A 19,503-nucleotide genomic window follows, 5' to 3' on the forward strand; every position below is an offset into this window, starting at 1 on the left:
AGCACGTTGGAGAAGACGATGTCTCGCGAGTATATCTCCCGCCTCTTTCGCCACGTTCACTCCGGTTCCGATCGCACCGCTTTCGCCCTGGGGGAGCGTCAGGTTTCTTGGGCCGAACTCGACGCCCTCTCGCGACGCTACGCCGCCGGGTTGAGCGCGCTGGGGCTCGAGCGCGGCGACCGCGTCGCCGTCATCGTCGAGACCTCCATCGACATGATCGTCGCCCTCCTCGGCCACTATCGGCTCGGCCTGGTCCACGTCCCCGTCAACACCGCCTATCGAGACGTCGAAGTGGGTCATATCCTGCGCGACTCAGGTGCGCGTGCCGTGCTCGTCGACGCGGGAACCCCGTCGCACGAAGTCCTGCGCGGGCTCGACGCCCCGCAGCCCCTCGCCCACCGCATTGTGCTCGGCGGCGAGGACCTCGACGAGGCCGAACTGGGCTTCGATGCACTGCTCGACACCGAGCCGCTGGTCGGCGAGCCGGTCCCCGAGGACGACGACCTGTCGCTGTTCATCTACACCTCGGGCACCACGGGCAAGAGCAAGGGCGTCGAGCACACCTACCGTTCGGTCGTCTCCAATATCGACAACTTGACCGGCCTCTGGCAGTGGTCGACCGACGACCGCCAGGTGCTCGCGCTGCCGCTCTTCCACGTCCACGGGCTGGGCATCGGCGTCCACGGCACACTCATTCGCGGGTGCACCACGACCCTGCACGAGGCGTTCGACGCCGAACGGGTCGCCGAGGCCGTGGGCGACGGTGCCACGATCTTCATGGGCGTTCCCACCATGCACACCCGGCTGGTGCGCCTGATGGACGCCGATCCTACGGTCGCCGAGAAGCTTTCGGGCGCGCGCCTGTTTACGTCGGGCTCGGCGGCGCTGCCAGTCGACATCTTCGAGAAGTTTCGCGACCACACCGGCCACGCCATTCTGGAGCGCTACGGCATGAGCGAGACCATGCTCACGCTGTCGAACCCCTACGAGGAGGAACGCCGCCCGGGCACCGTCGGCTTTCCGGTGCCGGGCTGTGAGGTCCGGGTGGTCGACGCCGACATGAACGACGTCACGCCCGAGCAAACCGGCCAGATCGTGGTGCGCGGCGACAGCGTCATGCGCGGCTACTGGAAGCAACCCGAGCGCACCGAAGAGGCCTTCGAGGACGGCTGGTTTCTGACCGGCGATGTCGCCACGGTGGACGAGGACGGATATATTTCGATTGTCGGACGTCAGTCGGTCGATATCATCAAGTCGGGCGGCTACAAGATCTCGGCGCGCGAGATCGAGCGCGTGCTGCGCCAAAACCCCAAGGTGCTCGAGGTGGCCGTCGTCGGCCTGCCCGACCCGGAGTGGGGCGAGAAGATCGCCGCGGCGGTCGTGCCCACCGACGAGGCGCGCGCCGGGGCCGACGAGGCGGCCTGGCTCGACGAGTTTGCAAGCCAGGTCGAGGACTCGCTGGCGAGCTATAAGAAGCCGCGCGCCCTGGCGATCATCGACCAGCTGCCGCGAAACGCGCTGGGCAAAGTTCAAAAGCATCGACTGGTGGAGCGTTTTTCGAAGTGATGGAGACCAGGACGTACCACAACAACCGCACCACGCTGGCAGGCGACGGCACCTCGCTTGCGTGGCGAAGCGAAGGTGATGGGCCCGCCATCGTCTTCGTCAACGGGTTCGCCACGTCGAACTCGTACTGGCTCTACCTCATCGAGCGCTTCCGCCGGCGCGGCCAATTGGTGACCTGGGACCTCAAAGGCCACGGCCGCTCCGGGCCGGCGCGCGACCTCGAGCAGGTCAGCATCGAGGGCTCGGTCGACGACATGCTGCGCGTCATGGACGCCGCCGGCGTCGAGAAAGCCACGCTCATCGGCTTCTCGATGGGTTGCCAGATCATCTTGGAGGCCTGGCGCCACGCCCCCGATCGTATCTCGGCGATCGTGCCCATCCTCGGCCCCTACGAGCGCCCCTTCGACACGGCCTTTCCGCGCGGAGTCGGGCGTATCGCCTTCGAGCTGTTCAAGCGCACCGGCTCGCGCCTCGGCGGCCTCGCCCTCAAGAGCGCCAGCCTGACGAGCCAACACCCGGTCTCCTACACCATCGCCAAGCTCGCCGGGCTGGTCGGCAAGAACGTGCGCTACCGCGACATGGAGCCCTTTTTCGAGCACCTCGCCGAGATCGACGGGCCCACCTGGGCCGCGCTCGGCGTGGCCGCCCAATCGCACTCGGCGCGCGACGTGCTGCCGACCATCGAAGTCCCCACGCTCATCGTCACCGGCGGCAAAGACTCGTTCGCCCCGCCGCGGCTGGGCCAAAAAATGCAGCGCCTCGTGCCCGACAGCGAGCTCTTGGTGGTCCCCAAGGCAGGCCACACCGGGCTGTTGGGTCATAATGAAGTCATCGAAGAAGAGGTCGAGCACTTCCTCGAACGCCACGGATTGATCACCGATGAGTAATCGCCACAAGACGTACGAAGAGACCATCGAGCGCATCAAAGCGATCTTGGAGGGCGAAGACGACTGGATCGCGGCCATGGCCACGGTCGCCTGCGAGTTGCACCACGCCTTCGACCACTACCACTGGACCGGCTTCTATCGACGTACCGGGCCCCAGATGCTCACCGTCGGCCCCTACCAAGGAGGCCACGGCTGCTTGCACATCGACTTCGCCCGCGGCGTCTGCGGCGCCGCCGCGCGCACCCAACAGACTCAGCTCGTCGACGACGTCCACCAGTTCCCCGGCCACATCGCCTGCTCGTCGACCACCCAGTCCGAGATCGTGGTGCCCGTGCTCACCCCCGACGGCGACGTCTTGGCCGTGCTCGACGTCGACTCCGACGACCCCGCCGCCTTCGACGAAGTCGACCGAGAGCACCTCGAGTCGCTTTGCGCCTGGCTCGGCCGCACGTTCAATCATCAACCCCGTCACCGCGGGTAAGCTCAGTCGAGGTGCGCTCCCGCGCCTCGACGCTGCGCACCCGCGGAAGGGTCGACGCTCGACCCCGTCCCGATCTGGACCATCCTTACTCCACCCCCGGGCATCTGTGCCCGCATCCTACTCCACTCGGGCCCTCCGGGGCGTCCAACGCGCCCCCTGACACCGTGTCGAACGTCTTCCGACGCGTTGGCACGCCCTGTGCACCACCAGAACACGACAAGTTAATCGAATGCTGCGATTTTCTTCGCCCTCCAACGGGCGGTATGCTAAGAACGACGTCGAATTCTGGACGAGAACGGAGAATCCCAATGAAGAAGTTGATGAATGCCACTGTCGCCCTTGGCTTGTTGCTGGTCTCCAGCAGCGCGGCCGCCGCGGTCTGCGTCGAGGTCGACGAAGAACGCGACAACCTGGCCCCCGCCGAGCGACAAGCGACCAAGACGATGGTCGAGCAGGCGCTCGAAGGCGAAGACCTGAACGTCGCGCGTGACAACTGCACGACAACCTACACCATCTACAGCCTGCGCCTGGGCAACTCGGTCACCGCCAATATCTCCGGCCCCGAGGGCTCGCGCACGCAGAAGGCGCACTCTCTCGAAGAGCTGCCCGAGACCTACAACCAGATCACCCGCGCGCTGATCTCCGGTGAAGAGGGACAGAACGCCGGCGTCGACCGCCACAATGTCACCAAGAAGCAGTCCGCGCCGCGCCGCGTACTCGCCGATAATATCTACTACCTGCGCCTGGGCTACGGCCTGGTGGCCGGCGGCGATATCGGCAACGGCCCCGCCTTCGGCTTCGGCTGGCGCTACGAGCTCGACCAGTTCGGCATCGACATCTCGGGCTTCAACTTCATGTTCGACAACACCGATGCGGATGACGGCTTGAACTGGAGCCTGCTGCGACTCGGCGGGCTGTACTTCTTCGACCCGGTCAACAACAGCACCCCGTACGCCGGCGCCGCGCTGAGCTACGGCTGGACCGGACTCTCCGAAGAGGTCGCCACCAACGACTACAACTTCTACAGCGGCAACGGCCTGCAGGGCGAGCTGACCGCCGGCTACGAGTTCCTGCGCGCCAGCACCATTCGCATGTTCGTCGAAGCCAACGCGGTGCTCCCCTTCTACACCGTCGACCGCACCTTCAACGACGACGAAGACTCGAAGTACGCCCCGACCTTCACCGTCTCGATCGGCCTGGGTTACGACCCCGACCCCAACCCGGTCATCGAAGTGTACGATTGAGCCTTAACTCGGCTCGAGCTGCTTTCCCCCGGTGACCGTCTTGGGTTGCCGGGGTTTTTTCTATTTGGGCGGACAAACTACGATTTGGGGGGTCGAATATCGACGGTGGTCGGTTGTTGTTTTTCGAGTCTGAACCACGGTTGCCCCCGCAACCCTCAAATTGTAGTTTGACTGCCCAAATAGACCGCCGATCATCCCACGCCCCCCTCAGCCCCAGACGAACCATGCGACAATATCTCGACTTGATGGCCCACGTGCTCGAGCACGGCACTGACAAGGGCGACCGCACCGGCACCGGCACCCGCAGCGTCTTCGGCTACCAGATGCGCTTCGACCTGCAGGAGGGCTTCCCGGCGGTGACCACCAAGAAGCTGCACTTCAAGTCGATCATCTACGAGCTGCTGTGGTTCCTCAAAGGCAGCACCAACGTGGGCTACCTGCAGGACAACGGCGTGCGTATCTGGAACGAGTGGGCCGGCGAGGACGGTGAGCTCGGCCCCATCTATGGCCACCAGTGGCGCAGCTGGCCGACCGCCGACGGCGGCCAGATCGACCAGATCAAAGGGGTCATCGACAATATCAAAAACAACCCCGACAGCCGCCGCCACATCGTCAGCGCTTGGAACGTCGGCCAGCTCGACGAGATGGCCCTGCCGCCGTGCCACATCCTCTTCCAGTTCTACGTGGCCAACGGCAAGCTGAGCTGCCAGCTGTACCAACGAAGCGCCGACATCTTCTTGGGTGTGCCCTTCAACATCGCCTCTTATGCGCTCCTGACCCACATGGTCGCCCAGGTCACCGGACTGGAGGTCGGCGACTTCATCCATACATTGGGTGATGCGCACCTGTACTCGAACCACCTCGAGCAGGCCGAAGAACAGCTCATCCGCAAGCCCTACGACCTGCCCGAGCTTCGCCTCAACCCGGACGTCACCGATATCGACGCGTTCGACTACGACGACATCGAGATCGTCGGCTACGAGTCGCACCCGCATATCAAGGCGCCGATTGCTGTTTGAGAGATGTGATTCCTTGCTTGTTGTCGGGGCCCCTCCGTCGGCTTCGCTTAACGCTTCGCCGACACCTCCCCGTGGCGTTCCGCACGGGGAGGAGCCCCTCGCCAAGCTGCCACTGGTCGATTCACGAAGAAGCACCTCCCCGCGTCGAAGACCGTGGGGAGGTGCCGAGCGCGCAGTACAGCGCGAGGCGGAGGGGCGCGACAACAAGCAACCACTTGCCAAACCAGGACCAACACCATGAAAATCTCACCTATCGTCGCGTGTGCATGGAACATGACCATCGGCAAGGACGGCGACCTGCCCTGGCACCTGCCCGCAGACCTGCGTTTTTTCAAGCAGACCACCATGGGCAAGCCCATGATCATGGGCCGGCGCACCTTCGAGACGCTGCCCGGCGCGCTCAAGGGCCGCCTCAACATCGTGCTCACCCGCCAAGAGGACTTCTCACCCGAGGGCGTCGAGGTGGCGCACTCGATCGACGAGGCGCTGGTGATCGCCCAGGAGGCCTATCCCGACGCCGACGAGGTCATGATCTTGGGCGGCGCGCGCGTCTACGGCGAGCTGTTGCCGATTGCCGACCGGCTCTATCTGACGGTTATCCACGACACGTTCGACGGCGACACGTTCTTTCCCGCCTTCGACATCGACGAGTGGGAGATCGCCTCGGTCGAGCATCACGACGCCGACCTGAAGAATAAGTATCCCTACAGTTTTTATCGGTTGGAGAGGGTGGCTCAGAAGCCGGTGCTGGCGGTCAGCCAGGAAGAGGCAGGAGAGTTGCCGGGGGTCTTGCGGCAGAGGTGACACCTCCCCGAGCCGGGGAGGTGCCGAAGCGAAGCGAAGGCGGAGGGGGGCGACGCGAAACTGCCCCCTTCCAGGCCCTTCAAGCTACACCTTACTCCCAAGCGTACTCAGCCGAAGCCATCGTCAGGAAGCCGCTGCCTCCGCCGATGAAGTTCGGGCCCTGAGTCAGGAAGTTGTTCGAGAACGAGCCGTCGAAGCGGAAGTTGCCCGCTTCGATGCCGATACCTGCGTTCCAACCGAAGCCGCCGGGGCCGCTGGCCGAGGTCTCGTTGTCGTTGTCCTCGCCGGGCACTTCTTGGCTGGTGCCGTCGACAACCCACAGGTACTGGGCGCCGCTGCGGAAGTAGAGCCAATCGGTCAGCTCGATGTCCGAGGCGATGTTGAAGCCGGGCAGGATCGCCTGGCTGGTACCCGAGGCGGGCACGTCGTCATCATCGACGTCGGCGTCGGAGCTGGCCGACGCGTAGCTGAGCACGCCGTAACCGGCGATCACGGTGCCATTGTCCTCACCGCCAACTTCCCAGACGGGACCGGCGCCACCCTGGATGATGAAGTTGCTCTGGCCCGAGGTGGTCGTCTCGTCACCGCCGATGGGGGTGGTGTCGATGCTGACGCTGTTGTAAGCGACGTCGCCCAAGAAGCCGAGCTCGAAGGGCTGGCCGAGGTCGGCATAACCACGCGCTTTGAGGCCAACACCAAAGGCGGTGCCTTCCAGCGGGGTGTCGTCGCCGACATCCTGGCCGCCCGTCGAGAACGCGATGCTCAGCGCGGTGTCGATGGTCATCGGACCGGTCATCGAGTAGCCGCCCTGAAGCAGCACGAAGGTCTCGGAGGCCGAAGTCTCGTCGGCGTCCGGGTCGGCCGGAGTGGTCGACTGAGCGCCACGGCCCAGAGCCAGGCGACCGCCTGCCAGACCGCCACCGACGTCAAAACCGGCGAACAGGTCGACGACCGTGCCCGAGTTCACACCCAGCTGACTGGCCAGCGGGCCGGTGGTGTCGCCGAGCGCGGCGAGGCCCGGGTTGCCCGAGGCGCTTCCGCCGTACGGGAAGATCTCGTTGCCCAGCAGGTCGCCGCGGTGCACGGCCACGCCCATGGCGGCGGTGTCGCTGCCCCAGAACAGGTACGCGTTGCCGGCGTTGGCGGCCGGACCGTAGTCGAAGCCGACCAGGTTGGTGTTGTTGACCGTCAACTGCGGCCAGATGAACACGTCGTCACGGTCTTCGATGAGGAGGTTTCCAGAGAGGCTGTCGCGACGAGCGGCCTCGGCGTCCTGGACGCCCACGAGGCTCAACACCACGACGGCCGCTGCGACATGAATTAGACTGCGGTAAGACTTCATACATCACCTACTTCTTGTTGGTCGTGTCGCGTACATTCAACAGCTGCGACACAGGTTTTAGTTGACATCCCCGCGCTGACGCGCAACACAGGATTTGTGGGCGAAGAACCCGGTCTATCCTGGTTCCTCGTCGCGCGCGCTATCTAGCTCCCCCACAAGAGCCCGGCACCGCCGGTGCCGTGGTAGACTTTGCCCCGTGTTCAAACACATAATTGCAAAGAACTCAAGAAAGCTATTTTCTTTTCACAAATTCTTCACACACGCCGCGCGGAGTTTGCGGAATGTGCTAGCGCGCCTGTTGCTTCTCAGGTGAGAGGTACGCAGAAGTACCCGAAATATTCATCGCCCATCGTCTCCGGTCGTTCGGACTGAGTGTCGCCCGTCGGCATTCGAGTCGAGCAACCCACGACGGAGGGACTCTTCGGCGGCGAGCGCATCGTGCGCTTGGCGCCGACCGAGGAAAGACTAAGAATTGCCGCAAGGAAGGCAGTATGAACGAACGCATCGAAGCTACGCCGAATATCGCCATTTTCGCCGACACCGAAAACGTCGCCATCGGCGTTCGCGAAGCCAAATACGGCGAGCTCGACATCGCCCTGGTCCTCGAGCGCCTGCTCGACAAGGGCAACATCATCCTCAAGAAGGCCTACTGCGACTGGTCGAATTACAAGCAGCTCAAAAAGCCGCTGCACGAAGCCGCCTTCGAACTCATCGAAGTCCCCCACGTCAGCTATTCGGGCAAGAACAGCGCCGACATCCGCATGGTCGTCGACGCCCTCGACGTCTGCTACAGCAACGACCACGTCGACCTGTTCGTCATCCTGACCGGCGACAGCGACTTCTCCCCGCTGGTGACCAAGCTGCGCGAGAACAACAAGCGCGTCATCGGCATCGGCGTCAAGCACACCTCGAGCGACCTGCTCATCGAGAACTGCGACGAGTACATCTACTACGACGACCTGGTGCGCGACAAAAAGAAGTCGAAGTCGAACAAGCGCTCCAAGGGCCGAAAGACCTCCGGCGGACGCTCGTCCAAAGGTGGGCGAAAGAGCAAAGGCAGCAATCAGAAGTCCGAGGGCGGCTCCAAAGAGGAGGCGCTCGAGATGGTCCTCGACCAGGTCGAGGCGCTGTTCCGCGAGCGCGACGCCAACGTGTGGGCCTCGCTGGTCAAGCAGACCCTCAAGCGCAAGCGGCCGAACTTCTCGGAGACCTTCTACGGCTACCGCAACTTCAGCCACCTGCTCGAAGACGCCGAAAAGAAGGGCCTGCTCGAGATCGAAAAGGACGAGAAGTCCGGCGGCTACATCATTCAGGCGTTCGGCCCGAAAGCTTGACCTTCGCATCACGCGCACTGCGCAACTGACGGGCTCGCTCGACGAGCTCGACGAATTCGAGGCGGTCGGAGTCTTCTCCGGCCACCTCTTTTGCCGTCTGCGCGATCGCCTCGAGGCTCAGGTACCTGCCCAGGGGCGACTCGCCAAGAATCTCGGCAAAGCCCACCACGCTCGCCGCAAACCGAAGGTCGACCGACGCCTTCGCGAAGCTCGGCTGCATCACCTCATCGCTCAACGACGCCTCGATCTCGAACGCCTCACTCTTGTCGGGGAGCTTGTAGCGCACCTTGACCGTGCCGAGCGGCTTTTTGGGCGCCTCGTCGACCAACTCGACCTCGTAGAGCACCGTCACCCGGTGCCCGGCGCCAATCTCGCCGGCGTCGGCCGCCGCGTCGTGCCAGTCGTCCTCGCTGAGCGTGCGGTTGACGTAGCCGATGCGCCGATAGCTCGAGACGACGGCGGGGTCGAACTCGACCTGCGCCTTCACGTCGCGCGCCACGACCACCAGCGTCGACAAGAGCCGCTCGCCGAACAGGCGTTTGGCCTCGTCTTTGTCGGAGATGTAGAAGCTGTTGCCGTCGCCGTTGTCGGCGAGTTGCTCCATGAGCCCGTCGCCGTAGTTGCTGCGGCCGAAGCCGACCGTCGACAGGGTCACCCCACGCTCGCTCTCCTCTTCGACGGCGGAGAGCAGCGCCCGGTGCGTCTGGGCGCCCACGTTCGGGTCGCCGTCCGAGAGCAACACGACGCGATTCTCCTTGCCCTCTTCGAAGCCCAGACGCGCCAGCTTGTAGGCGCGCCGAAACCCCGCCTCCAAGTCGGTCGCCCCGCCCGCGCGCATCGACTTGATGGCCGAGACGATCCCCGGCTTCTGGTCGGCCGACGCGCGTCCCAAGACCTGGTCGACCCGGTCGTTGTACTGCACGATCGCGATGGTGTCCTCGGGCCCCAGGTTGCGGGTCAACTCGATGAGCGCGCGTTTGACCAGACCGAGGCGGTCGCCGCCGCGCATCGACGAGGAGGTGTCGACCAGAAACGTCAGGTTGATGGGCCGCCGTGTCAGCTCGTTCTCGCGCTTGGCCTGCACGCCGATGCGCACGATCTTGTGCTTCTTGGTGCGCCAGAACGGGCTCGGCGCCCCCTCCACGGTCACCGCGAACGGCTTGTCGGTCGGATAGGGGTTGTCGTAGTCGAAGTAATTGACGAACTCCTCGACGCGCACCCGCTCGGCCGGCGGCAACTCGTCTTCCTGCAGGTATCGGCGCGCCAGAGTGTAGCTGCCGGTGTCGACGTCGAGCGCGAAGGTCGAGCGCGGCTCGTCTTTCGTCGACTTGATGGGGTTCTGGGCGGCTTGTTCGAGCGCATCGGTCTGGCTGGCCAGCTCTGTTTTTGCGGGCTCCTTTGGTGGGTCGGGAGCAGCGAAGTCGACAGTGGCCGAGCGCTGGGGAGGGCCGGGGACGATTCGAGGCGCGCGAGCCTCCTTCTCGGACGTGGCCTCGGCATTGGACTTGCTCGCGCCGGCCGACGGACGACTCGACCCGCGATAGACCCGAATGGAGGAGTCCAGCTTCCTGCGCACACGCCGCTTCACACGCGTCTTCCGCGCGCGGTTGATCACCTCGAGATCTTGGAGCACTTGCTTCATGCTCTTGCGCCGCACCGATCCGAACTCGTGGTCCCCCTCGGGCCGCATCGCGATGTCGAGTTCGCCGTAACTCGCCCCCAGCGCCAGCAGCTTGGCCTCCTGCTCGGTCACCTCGACGACCACGTTCGTCGGCTGGCCGTTTTGGCCCCCGGAGGCCGCCAGCACCCGGACGTTCTGCAGCAACGACATCGCCAGGCTCCCGACCACGTCTTGCTTCGAGTCCAGAGTCGACTTAGCCACCACGCGATCCCTCGAGGTCATGGGAAGGGTGACGTCGATGTCGATCCACGAGCCCGCCTCCAGATGGCGCGTGACCGCCGCGGGCAGCTCGACCGGCAGCGCCATCGCGCGCATCTCGGGCGCCAAGCGCCAGGCGACCGGCGCGTTCGAATCGGTTCGCGGACGAGGCTTGGCCTCCTGGCGCTTCTGTCGCTCCCGGTTGAACACCTCGAGGTCCATGAGCCCGCTCTTGAGCGACAGGCGGCTCACCGGGCTGATCTCGTCGTTCTTGGGATGCCGCAAGAGCAGCGACAGCTGCCCGCTGGCCTGTGTCACGCGCAACAGCTGGGCCTCCTCGCGCGTCGCCGCGACCGCCAAGGACCATGTCCCCGGCTTCTCGGCGACCGGCTCGGTACGCAGCACCCTGACGTTTTGCAGGATCGTCGTCGCCAGCCAGCCTCCGCCGGGCCGCGACGCCCCTGCAGCGTCCGCAATAATCGGGTCGGGCGGTTGGACCGAATAGACATCGACCGTCAACTGGATGTCGACGTCGTCACCGGCCCGCACCGTACCTCCGACGGCCTGGCGTGCGTCGAGCTCCAAGAAAATCGCGCGCTCGCCGCGAGGAAGCTGCACCTCGAGGGCGTGGGGCGCGGGCGCCGAGCCCATGCCCCCCTCCCACAACGCCTCCGGCGCACCCGCGCCCGACTGCAAAAACGCCCCGCCCGGCTCGACCTCGGTCTGGCCAGCGCCGCGCTCGCAGGCCACCAGCGAGAGAGCCGCTGCGAACGACACGATCCACTTCGACAGGTATCCACGATTCATCTCGACATCCTGCATCATTGATATTGTCCGCGCTCCCCCAGAGTAGCACGTCGACGCCTCGGTGGCACCCGCTGTGCCGCGCCACGACACGCCATCGGCAACGGAGCCGTAAGCCGTGACCGTGACCGTGACCGTCTTACCGTCCCGCACTTCTTAGTTGATGCGCCACGTTGACGGTCGGGGCGCGGTCGTCCCCGGCCGCCGGGGTCCGTCTCGGGCCCCGCACGTGTCCGAGCAGGGCGTGCGCCCTGCCGAAGACACGCAAGCTGGGGCGGTGACGCCCCAGGGCGGGCGAGGACGCCGCGCGCCCCGGGCTGGTTGTGCGTGCAGCAAGGTCGGGGCGCGGTCGTCCCCGGCCGCCGGGGTCCGTCTCGGGCCCCGCACGTGTCCGAGCAGGGCGTGCGCCCTGCCGAAGACACGCAAGCTGGGGCGGTGACGCCCCAGGGCGGGCGAGGACGCCGCGCGCCCCGGGCTAGTTGTGCGTGCAGCAAGGTCGGGGCGCGGTCGTCCCCGGCCGCCGGGGTCCGTCTCGGGCCCCGCACGTGTCCGAGCAGGGCGTGCGCCCTGCCGAAGACACGCAAGCTGGGGCGGTGACGCCCCAGGGCGGGCGAGGACGCCGCGCGCCCCGGGCTGGTTGTGCGTGCAGCAAGGTCGGGGCGCGGTCGTCCCCGGCCGCCGGGGTCCGTCTCGGGCCCCGCACGTGTTCGAGCAAGGCGTGTGCCTTGCCTCAGACACGCAAGCTGGGGCGGTGACGCCCTGTCAACGGACGGGCAAACTGATCGCGCTCAGTTCGGCCAAAGTGATCGCGATTTTCGGGCGGATGTCATGGGCGATTTCTCGTCGTTCTCCTCAAGGTGCTGGTTCGGCCAAAGTGATCGGGTTTAGGCCGTCTTGGCTCGGGCTTTCGACGGCGGGTTTCGATACGAGTGCCCGTCGAGCGTGACGACGTGGCAGTGGTGTAGCAGTCGGTCCATCGCCGAGCTGGCGAGCAGCGCGTCACCAAACATGGCGTACCACTCGTCGATGGCGCGGTTGGATGTGATCACGAGCGAGCCCTGCTCGTAGCGGCGGCGTATCAGCTCGTACAGGTCGACCGGCTCGTCCTGGGCCAGCGGACGCAGCCCAAGATCGTCGATGATCAGGAGGTCGACCGCGCACAGCTTGTACATCAGCTTGTCCCAGCTGCGGTCGGCGCGGGCTGCTCGAAGCTCGCTCAAAAGCTGATGTGCGGCGACATACCTGGTCTTGTAGCCGGCTCGACAGGCCCGGTGACCCAGCGCCTGGGCGATGTGCGACTTGCCCGTGCCGGCCGGGCCGACCAGGAGCACGTTTTCTTGGCGCTCGACAAAGCTTGTGGTGCCGAGCTCGATGATCCGCTCGCGTGGGATCTTGGGATTGAAGCTGAAATCGAAATCCTGAAGCGTTTTGTGGGCCTCGAAATCAGCCTGGCGAATCAAGCGCGTCAGCTTATTGGCATCGCGGCGCTCCACCTCGTCGTGGAGCAGTCGATAGACAAAGTCGACGTAGCCAAGCTTGTCGTCGACGGCCTGCTCGGCGCGAAGCTCCAGCGTATTGAGAAGCCCCGACAGCCGCAGGCGCTTGAGGATGGGGACCAGATCATCACGAGCGCTCATGGTAGACCTCCTCGGCCAGGGCCAGCTCCTCGAAATTTCGGGCAAAACGCGGGTGGGCGAGCTTGCCGTGCACGTAGACGGCCTGCGGGATGGCAGGCTCTAAGTCGATGCCCTCCACCAGAATCCGCTTGATGCCTTGATAGGTGTAGTTTCCGAAAGCGCGAGCCCTTCGGCAGGCGCCCTCGGCACGCTCGACGGGGAACTGCTCGAGGTACGACACGATCGCCTGGACTGCGCGCAGCTGATTGAAGACATCGTCGGCCCCGAAGACCTCCTCGACATATTCGCCGACGATCGGGCTCATCCGGTCAGCCTTGTCCTGCCACCACTGACGGCTTCGGTGGCGCAGATCGCGCCGCCCCTCAGGAAGGTGTGCCTCATGGGTGCTCTTTCTGGGACCGCTTCGCTTGTGCGAGGTGCACAGCTCGTCGTCATAGAAGATATCGACGCTTGCGCCTCGAGCTCGGATCCAGACGGTCTGGCCGATGAGCCGAAACGGCACCGAGTAGAGCCGGCGCTCGAATTCGACGTGGCTGTCGCGGTGGACCTTGGCCTTCTTCCAGACCACCGGCACAAAGGGCGTCGGCGGCAGTGCTTTAAGTGCTTCTGCCTCCTCAGCGTCGAAGTGCTCGCGGGGCACCCTGTGAGTGGTGCCGTGGACTCGCCGATTGGCAATCTGGTCGAGCCACAGGCTCAATTGCTCCTTGGCCTCGTCGAGCTTCTCGAGGGCGCGCGGCGCAAAGAAGTTTGATTTGACGTACTTGACCGCCGACTCGACTTTGCCCTTCTTTTCAGGGGCATACGGCGGGGTCGGGTCAATCATAAAGCCGTAGTGGCGAGCAAGCTCACGGTAGCTTCGGTTGAGCTCCGGTTTGTCCTTGAGCCCGAAATAGCAGCGCACAACCGCCGCTTTGAGATTGTCCGGCACCACCGTCTCGGGCACGCCGCCGAAGTACTCGAAGGCGTCGACGTGCAGGCGAAGCCAGGTGTCGACCTTTTGGTCGAAAACCAGGTCGACGTACATCAGACGGCTGAAGCCCAGGACCATCACGAAGGCATAAGCCTTTCTGACTTTGCCGCTCATCGGGTCGAAGAGTCGGCCGACATAGCCAAAGTCGACCTGGGCAATCTCTCCTGGCGCGGTCTCGACGCGAATGACCACATCTTGCGGACGTGGGCCTCTGTCGGCTTTGATGCGGGCGCACATGCGCTTGACGGCGGACAGGCTGCCGTCGAAATCGGCGTGCTCGAGCCGAAGCCTGTCCCAGATGGCTCGGGGTGAGCGCGTGCGCTCGTACATCTCTTCAATCTGTGCGCGCCACGGCTCGACCGTGGAGGTCTCCTGGGGCGGCGTGCTCGTCGGAAGGAGCTCTGCGACCGCCTGCTTGAGCTCGTCCAGTGGGATGATCTCGGAAGGCTCGCCTTTGAGCAATCCAGCCTCATCGAGCGCGTGGCGGTATTTGCGCTCGGTATTGGGACTCATCTTTAGAAGGCGGGCAATCTCGCGGCAGCCAACGCCCTCACGGTGCATCCGCACCAGGTCTTGTAATCGATGCATGTCGATCCTCTCATTGCTCATCGGGTCCTCCAGAGCAGGGGCTAAAGCCATCTGCTCTGCATTCTCCCAGTCTGAGCGTTTCAGGTCATCGACATCCGCCCGATTTTGCGATCACTTTGGCCGAACCAGGGCCGATCACTTTGGCCGAACCAGCCGTGGTCACTTTGGGCGAACCAGCTACGATCACTTACCCCGGTCTGTGACAGACGCCCCAGGGCGGGCGGGGACGCCGCGCGCCCCGACCCGGTTGTTCGCCTCCGCCATTTGTGTTGGATGGTGAGCCGCAACCGTAGCCGCAACCGTAGCCGCAACCGTAAGCCGTAACAGCAACCGCGCCCCAACCTTGCCCTGCCGCGCCCCTTTGGATACGGTGAACATTGTCAGTATCTTTTCACCGTGAACGGCTTACCAATCCAATGAAATCTGCCAATCTTTCTCGCCTGCTCGGGGTGCTCTTGTTGTGCGGCTCGAGCGTGCTGTGGGGCGGGTGCGCCCAGGGCACCAAGCCCCTGCCGGGCGAACTCGACAACGCAGACGCCGGCGCCGGCGACGCCACCATCGGCGAGGACGCCGGGTCTGCGGACACCGGCATCGCCCAAGACACCTCGTCGCCCGATACGGGCACACAATGCCCGCCGTCGGCCTGCCAAATCGGAGAGCGGGTGTGCACGAGCCAGACCGCCCTGGCCAACTGCATCGACGACGGCAACGGCTGCGGCGTGTTGAGCTCGCCGAGCTCCTGCAGCAGCAATCAGGTCTGCTCGGCCGGCCAGTGCGTCCAGGATACCGGCGCCTGCGTCGACTCCGACGGCGACGGCTACGGCGCCAACTGCTCATCGGGCCCCGACTGCAACGACGGCGACGACTCCATCCACCCCAACGCCTTCGAGGTCTGCGACGGCCGCGACAACGACTGCGACGGCCAATTCGACGAGGATCACCCGCAAAAGGGCCAGTCGTGCAGCGCCGGCCAGGGCGCCTGCGCCCAAAGCGGCACCTACGTGTGCAAGGCGGACGGCTCGGGCGTCGAGTGCAGCGCCTCGGCCGGGTCGGGCTCGACCGAACTCTGTGGCGACAACATCGACAACGACTGCGACGGCCAGACCGACGAGGGCTTCTCGAACGTGGGCCAGGCGTGCTCGTCGGGGTCGGGCTCCTGCTCGGTCAACGGCACCATCCGCTGCGACGCCAGCCGCACCGGCACCTTCTGCGACACCGGCGGCGGCAGCAGCTCGGGCGGCTCGATGGAGATCTGCGACGGCGTCGACAACGACTGCGACGGCCAGACCGACGAGGCGCTTTGCTACAGCTGCACCGAGGATAGCCAGGAGCCCAACCAGCGAAGCTTCGAGGGCACCGACCTGACCTACGCGCGCACGATCGATGAGCTCGTGTTGTGCGGCGACAGCACAAGCTTCGACGTCGACTGGTTCAACCTGGGCAACCACAACCCGGGTGACCAGGTCACCATCGAACTGACCCAGGAGACGGGCACCAACGCCGCCGGCTTCAACTACCCGAACCTCGACGTCGAGTTCTTCTGCGGCTCACAATGGTGCGGCTGGCTGGGCGGCGACGCGGCGACGACCTCGAAGACCTTCGACGGAAGCTGCGGCTGCGCCTCGGGCGACCGCTGGACGGTCCGGGTCTACCCGCAGTCGCAGACCAACCCTGCCCCGGCCACGCCCTACTCGATTCGACGCTATTGAACTCGATTCGACGCTACTGACCTCGTTCGACGCCCCGAGACCCGATGGAACGCAAGTCCTGGAAGAGCAAGACCCAGAACGGCATCATCGTCGTCATTTTGCTGCTGGTCGCCTACTTTGCGCTGACCGACGAACACGGCAAGTTCAGCGTGCCGAGCGCCGGCGGCCTGGCCGTCCAACGCGTCGGCGACGGGTTCGAGTCGATGATCACCGCGGTCGCCGAGACCACCAAAGAGAAGAACCGCGAGATGCAGCAGGTCCACGACAACTACGAAAGGCGCACCGCCGACCGTGTCGAAGACAACGGCGGCGAGGCGCCTTGAGTTCGCCCGTGGCGGCGGCGCGATTTCCCATCTGCGCGACGATGTCCTAGACTGAGGGCGTTCTTCACAAAGAGCCGTCATTCTCGGACCGTCAGTCATGCTCGAGCACCACAACAAGCTCCTCGCCACGTTCGCCCTCGTCTTCCTCGCCTCCGGCACCCTCAACTGCGGCAGTTGTGAGGACGGCGCCATCAACACCAACAACGGCCGCGACGCCACGCTGCTGCCCGACGCCGACGGGGGCCCCTCGGACGTCTCCGACGCCGAGCCGAGCGACGTGCCGCAGAGCGACGGCGACGGCTACGACGACGCCGAGAGTTGCCCCACCGAGTTGTGCGGCGGGGCGTGTTGCGCGTCGGGCGAGGAGTGTGTCGAAGACCAGTGCCTGCCGGCGTGCGGCGGCACGCGCTGCGGCGACGATCTGGGGTTGTGCTGCACCGGCGATCAGTTGTGCCTGGGCGGCGGATGCGTGCTGCCGGGCGACGCCTGCGAGCGCACCGAGCAGTGCCCCGTCGACGCCATCTGCGAGCCGACCATCGGCAAGTGCGTGCCGCGCGACGCGGTCGACGTGTGCGAGTTCGTCCCGCCCGTGGGCGAGTTCTCCCCCGAAGTCGACTGCGCCTGGCCGCCGCCCGATCTGCAGGTCAACTCCGGGCGCATCCACGTGGTCGTGACCCCGGTGGTGGGCAACCTGACCGACGACAACGGTGACGGGCTGACCAATACCGACGACATCCCCGACATCGCCTTTTTGTCGCGCAGCCCCGGCTGCTGCAACAAGCCGGCGACGCTTCGCATCATCAGCGGCGAGTGCAAGGCCGACGGCACGACCACCGAGATTGCCTCGCTCAACGGCGCCCAGATGATCAACGACGCGGCGCTGGCCCTGGGTGATTTGACCGGCAACGGCGTACCCGAGCTGGTGGCCATCAGCTACAAGGGCGCCCTGAACAACAACAATCGTCAGACCCCTGAAGGCGTGGTCGTGTGGACGCGCACCGGAGACGACGGCAGCGCCTGGGACGTCTTGTGGCGCAACCCCGACTACCCGACCGCAGGCGTGCACACCAACGGCGGCGCCGTCATCAACCTGGCCGACCTCGAGGGCGACGGCAAACCGGAGGTCATCGTGGGCAATGTCGTGCTCGACGGCCAGACCGGCGACCTCAAGTGGGACGGCGTGGTCACCAGCGGTGGCGACGGCGGCATCGGCAACAACGCCTTCCTCGGGCCGAGCTCGGCGGTGGGCGACATCGATCTGGACGGCAACCAGGAAGTCGCCGCCGGCAACACGCTGTACGACTACGACGGCACCGTGTTGTGGACCTACGATTATCCGGCCAACCCGCCTTCGGGCTGCCAGGGAAGCCTGCCGTGCGACGGCTTCAACGGCATGGCCAACTTCGACGCCGACCCCGAGGGCGAAGTCGTCATCGTGCGCCGCGGCGAGGTCTTCGTGATCAATCACGACGGCACCCTGCTGTGGCAAAAAGAGATCCCGTGGGAGGACTGCACCAAGAACGGCGAGCCCGGCAACGAATCCGGCCCGCCCACCGTCGCTGACTTCGACGGTGACGGCCGCCCCGAGATCGGCACCGCCGGCGCGGACTTCTACGCCGTGATGGACATGGACTGCGACCCCAACGCCGCCCCCGGCGGCAGCGTCCAGCAAAACTGCGATGCGACCTTCGAGGGTGCGCTGTGGGCCAAGCCCAACCAGGACTGCTCGAGCCGCGCGACCGCCTCGAGCGTGTTCGACTTCGAGGGCGACGGCAAAGCCGAGATGGTCTACGCCGACGAGAGCACCTTCCGCATCCGCGCGGGCGCCGACGGCGCGCTGCTGTACGAAGACACCACTCACAGCAGCAACACGCGTATCGAAATGCCGGTGGTCGCCGACGTCGACAATGACGGCAACTCCGAGGTTGTCATCCCCTCGGCCACGGACAAGGGTCTCAAGATCTGGGGAGATGCCGACGACAACTGGGTGCGCACCCGGCGCATCTGGAACCAGCACGGCTACTCGGTGACCAATATCACCGAGGACGGCCAGATCCCGTCGCCCCCGCAGGCCAACTGGCGAAACGGCCGGTTGAACAACTACCGCCAGAATATCCAACCCGGCGGCGTCTTCGACGCGCCCGACCTGGCCGTCGAGAATATCGGCCTGGGCGGCGCGTGCGCCGGCGCCGACACCACCGACGTCACCGTGACGGTGGCCAACCGCGGCGCGCTGGGTGAGCCGGCCGGCATCGTGGTGCACGTCATCGCCGAGCACAACGGCAGCAGCACCCCCATTGCCACTCTGCAAACGACCACCCGGCTGCTTCCCGGCCAGACCGAGACGTTGTCGACGCCGTGGGATATCCCCGACGGTTGGTGGCAAGACGGGTTCGTGCTGCGCGCAGTGATCGACCCGGACGGCCAGGTCAACGAGTGTGACGAGGCGAACAACGAGCTCGACGGCGACAGCGCCTCGCTGGCGGTCAGCTCGCCGGGCCTCGAAGTCCAGGCCCTCGAGGTCAACGACGCCACCTGCGGTACGACCTCCGAGGTGACCGTGGAGCTGACCGTGGAGAACGCCTCGTCGGAGACGATCGCCGCCGATGTGCCCATCTTGCTCGAGGCCGTGGCCAACAACACCACCGAGACGATCGGCACCCTGCGCACCCAGAGCGCGTTGGCGACCGGCGAAACCGAGCAGTTGAGCACCACCTGGAGCGTGCCCAGCACCCTCTTTGGCATCAACTTCGAGGTGATCGCCACGGTCGATGCAGACGGCGAAGTCTTCGAATGTGCTCAGAAAAATACCGCCACCACCCAGGCCAGCTGCATCCCCGGTGGATGAGCTGTCGACGCGATCGGCCGACGCCTCCAGCGGATTTTGTGATATCTGGTTTGTCAACCGCGCGTTTA

Annotated in this window: 14 protein-coding genes; 10 read left to right on the forward strand and 4 right to left on the reverse strand. The window is 65.3% G+C overall.

Annotation, left to right across the window (positions count from 1 at the left end; translation table 11 throughout):
- The first annotated feature begins 18 nt into the window (after window positions 1–18).
- The 6 genes from FIV42_RS06280 (at window position 19) to FIV42_RS06305 (ending at window position 6,001) form a co-directional block, all read left to right on the forward strand.
- A complete protein-coding gene (locus FIV42_RS06280) occupies window positions 19–1,566 on the forward strand; it encodes a class I adenylate-forming enzyme family protein (protein ID WP_141196848.1) in 1,548 nt (515 codons plus the stop codon).
- Window positions 1,566–2,453, forward strand: a complete 888-nt coding sequence (locus FIV42_RS06285; protein WP_141196849.1) for an alpha/beta fold hydrolase — start codon at window positions 1,566–1,568, stop codon at window positions 2,451–2,453. Before FIV42_RS06280 ends, FIV42_RS06285 begins: the two co-directional genes overlap by 1 nt.
- Window positions 2,446–2,934: a GAF domain-containing protein gene (locus tag FIV42_RS06290; RefSeq protein ID WP_141196850.1), complete on the forward strand. Its 489-nt coding sequence runs from the start codon at window positions 2,446–2,448 to the stop codon at window positions 2,932–2,934. Before FIV42_RS06285 ends, FIV42_RS06290 begins: the two co-directional genes overlap by 8 nt.
- 308 nt (window positions 2,935–3,242) lie before the next feature.
- Window positions 3,243–4,178, forward strand: coding sequence for a porin family protein (locus tag FIV42_RS06295; RefSeq protein WP_141196851.1), 936 nt, complete (start codon window positions 3,243–3,245; stop codon window positions 4,176–4,178).
- Between the two features lie 224 nt (window positions 4,179–4,402).
- Window positions 4,403–5,197 (forward strand): thymidylate synthase, encoded by a 795-nt coding sequence (locus FIV42_RS06300; RefSeq protein ID WP_141196852.1) that lies wholly within the window; start codon window positions 4,403–4,405, stop codon window positions 5,195–5,197.
- Window positions 5,198–5,434: 237 nt separating this feature from the next.
- Window positions 5,435–6,001 (forward strand): dihydrofolate reductase, encoded by a 567-nt coding sequence (locus FIV42_RS06305; protein ID WP_141196853.1) that lies wholly within the window; start codon window positions 5,435–5,437, stop codon window positions 5,999–6,001.
- A gap of 91 nt (window positions 6,002–6,092) precedes the next feature.
- Here the strand turns inward: FIV42_RS06305 and FIV42_RS06310 are convergent, their stop codons facing one another.
- Window positions 6,093–7,343: a hypothetical protein gene (locus tag FIV42_RS06310; protein WP_141196854.1), complete on the reverse strand. Its 1,251-nt coding sequence runs from the start codon at window positions 7,341–7,343 to the stop codon at window positions 6,093–6,095.
- A 491-nt stretch (window positions 7,344–7,834) separates the two neighbouring features.
- On the opposite strand from FIV42_RS06310, the gene FIV42_RS06315 reads away from it, so the two are divergent.
- A complete protein-coding gene (locus tag FIV42_RS06315; RefSeq protein ID WP_141196855.1) occupies window positions 7,835–8,677 on the forward strand; it encodes an NYN domain-containing protein in 843 nt (280 codons plus the stop codon).
- On the opposite strand, the gene FIV42_RS06320 is transcribed toward FIV42_RS06315, so the two are convergent.
- From FIV42_RS06320 to istA, 3 genes are all read right to left on the reverse strand, one after another.
- Window positions 8,649–11,363 (reverse strand): RcpC/CpaB family pilus assembly protein, encoded by a 2,715-nt coding sequence (locus FIV42_RS06320; RefSeq protein ID WP_168210460.1) that lies wholly within the window; start codon window positions 11,361–11,363, stop codon window positions 8,649–8,651. The two genes, FIV42_RS06315 and FIV42_RS06320, sit on opposite strands and share 29 nt — an antisense overlap.
- Before the next feature lie 881 nt (window positions 11,364–12,244).
- On the reverse strand, window positions 12,245–12,997 hold the full coding sequence (gene istB / locus FIV42_RS06325; RefSeq protein ID WP_141195814.1) for an IS21-like element helper ATPase IstB: 753 nt from the start codon (window positions 12,995–12,997) through the stop codon (window positions 12,245–12,247).
- A complete protein-coding gene (gene istA / locus FIV42_RS06330; RefSeq protein WP_168210300.1) occupies window positions 12,984–14,555 on the reverse strand; it encodes an IS21 family transposase in 1,572 nt (523 codons plus the stop codon). Before istA ends, istB begins: the two co-directional genes overlap by 14 nt.
- 416 nt (window positions 14,556–14,971) lie before the next feature.
- Here istA and FIV42_RS06335 point away from each other — a divergent pair, with 416 nt between their 5' ends.
- The 3 genes from FIV42_RS06335 to FIV42_RS06345 all read left to right on the forward strand — a co-directional run bounded on the left by FIV42_RS06335 (window position 14,972) and on the right by FIV42_RS06345 (window position 19,435).
- A complete protein-coding gene (locus FIV42_RS06335) occupies window positions 14,972–16,264 on the forward strand; it encodes a putative metal-binding motif-containing protein (protein WP_141196857.1) in 1,293 nt (430 codons plus the stop codon).
- 44 nt (window positions 16,265–16,308) lie between these two features.
- Entirely contained in the window at window positions 16,309–16,587 is a 279-nt protein-coding gene (locus FIV42_RS06340) for a hypothetical protein (RefSeq protein WP_141196858.1), read from the forward strand.
- Window positions 16,588–16,684: 97 nt separating this feature from the next.
- On the forward strand, window positions 16,685–19,435 hold the full coding sequence (locus tag FIV42_RS06345) for a CARDB domain-containing protein (RefSeq protein ID WP_141196859.1): 2,751 nt from the start codon (window positions 16,685–16,687) through the stop codon (window positions 19,433–19,435).
- The last annotated feature ends 68 nt before the right edge of the window (window positions 19,436–19,503 follow it).

The sequence above is a fragment of the Persicimonas caeni genome, assembly GCF_006517175.1.
Taxonomy (GTDB): domain Bacteria; phylum Myxococcota_A; class Bradymonadia; order Bradymonadales; family Bradymonadaceae; genus Persicimonas; species Persicimonas caeni.